Here is a 1,923-nt window from a genome sequence, read left to right as displayed (position 1 = left end):
CTGCCGACCGTCGATACGTCGCTCGAGGAGCTCAGCCGGCATGATTTCGCCCCGTTCAAGGCGTTGAACGAGTTGCCGATGGCGATGACCGCGCATGTCGTCTACAGCGCCGTCGATGCCGACAATCCGGCGACGACGTCCGCCAAGGTCGTCAACCAGGTGATCCGCGGCGAGATCGGCTTCGACGGGCTGTTGATGAGCGACGACACCTCGATGAAGGCACTTTCTGGGGATTTCCCGACAAAGGCGGCCTCGATCCTTGCGGCCGGCTGCGATCTCGTCCTTCACTGCAACGGCGTTTTCGAGGAGATGTCGGGGATCGCCTCGCGCACGACGGCGCTGTCGGGCAAGTCCTTGCAGCGCGCGGAGCGGGCGCTGACCTATATAAAGGATCGCGACGTCGCCGACGAAACGGCGATACGCGCGGAATTTGCCACCTATTTCGAAGCGGTGGCCTGAACCGAAGGGACGAAAGGCAAGTGGCGGAGACATTGGAAGGCAAGGCCGCGAAGGCCGCACCGATGGACCGTCTGTGGGCCCAGAACGACGATTCACGCCTGACAGGCGACCCGTCGCTGGTGGTCGACGTGGCCGGTTTCGAAGGTCCGCTCGATCTTCTCCTGCATCTTGCCCGTAACCAGAAGGTCGATCTGGCGCGCATTTCGATCCTGGCGCTTGCGGAGCAGTATCTGGCCTTCATCGTAAAGGTGCGGGCGCTGAGGCTCGAGCTTGCCGCCGATTATCTGGTGATGGCGGCATGGCTCGCCTTCCTGAAGTCGAAGCTCTTGATCCCGAAACAGCCGGGCGAGGAGGGTGAAAGCGGCGAGGAACTGGCGGCGGTGCTGCAATTCCGGCTGAAGCGGCTGGAAGCCATGCGCGACGCCGCGGCGCGGCTGGTCAACCGCAACCGTCTCGGCCGCGATGTCTTTGCGCGCGGCATGCCGGAAATGGTCATCATCGAGAAGCGCAACAGCTTTTCGGCTTCGCTCTACGATCTGCTCACCGCCTATGCGCAGCAGCGCCAGCGGCAGGCGATCAACAATGTGACGATCGCCCGGCGCGCCGTGTGGTCGCTGAAGGATGCGCGCGAGGTGCTGGCACGGCTGGTCGGCTCGGTCGGCGACTGGACGGCGCTCGACAGCTTCCTGATCGAATATCTGGCGGCGCCGGAAGAAAAACGCACGGCGATCGCCAGTTCCTTCGCGGCGACGCTCGAAATGGTGCGCGAGGGCAAATTGGAAGTGCGGCAGGAACAGGTGTTCGCGCCGATCTATCTGCGCGGCCGCGCGCAAGGGGTCAGGGCAGTCGAGGTGGTATCATGAGCGAACGCGCCAACGCTTCGGTCATCCCGTTCAAGGTCGAGGACGAACCGGAAGACGATATGGCCGAGCAGGGTTCCATCGAAAACCCCGCCGAGCGGCTGCAATTGTCCGAAGCCGTGCGCATGGCCGAGGCGATCATTTTCGCCAGCGCCGAGCCGGTCAGCGAAAGGCAGCTGGCCGCGCGCCTGCCCGAGGGCGTCAACATCGCCGCCGCGATGGCGGACCTGCAGGAAATCTATGCCAAGCGCGGCGTCAACCTGGTGAGGGTCGGCGATGCCTGGGCCTTCCGCACCGCGGGCGACCTGGCATTTTTGATGAGCCGGGACTCCGTCCAGCAGCGCAAGCTGTCGCGCGCGGCGCTCGAAGTGCTGGCGATCATCGCCTACCATCAGCCGGTTACGCGGGCCGAGATCGAAGACATCCGGGGCGTCGAAACGTCGAAAGGCACGCTCGACACGCTGCTCGAAACGGAATGGGTCAGGATGCGCGGCCGCCGTCGCACGCCCGGACGGCCGGTGACCTACGGCACGACCGACGCTTTCCTCGATCATTTCGCGCTGGAGGAAATCCGCGATCTGCCCGGCATGGAGGAGTTGAAGGG

General features: G+C 64.4%; 3 protein-coding genes. All 3 read left to right on the top strand.

The window, feature by feature from the left end:
• Positions 1–459 (top strand): glycoside hydrolase family 3 N-terminal domain-containing protein (locus tag EOD07_RS32760; RefSeq protein ID WP_164772770.1); only part of this gene is annotated, 459 nt, incomplete at its 5' end.
• Positions 460–521: 62 nt separating this feature from the next.
• Positions 522–1,322 carry a ScpA family protein gene (locus tag EOD07_RS32755; RefSeq protein WP_127238185.1) on the top strand — a complete coding sequence of 267 codons (801 nt, stop codon included), beginning with the start codon at positions 522–524 and terminating at the stop codon, positions 1,320–1,322.
• Positions 1,319–1,923: SMC-Scp complex subunit ScpB (gene scpB, locus EOD07_RS32750; protein WP_127238184.1), on the top strand; the 605-nt coding region annotated here is incomplete at its 3' end. The genes EOD07_RS32755 and scpB, both read left to right, overlap by 4 nt.

The sequence above is a fragment of the Mesorhizobium sp. M2C.T.Ca.TU.002.02.1.1 genome, from assembly GCF_003997225.1.
The sequence above is the reverse complement of the archived record's forward strand: the minus strand, read 5'-3'. Positions and strand labels throughout refer to the sequence as shown.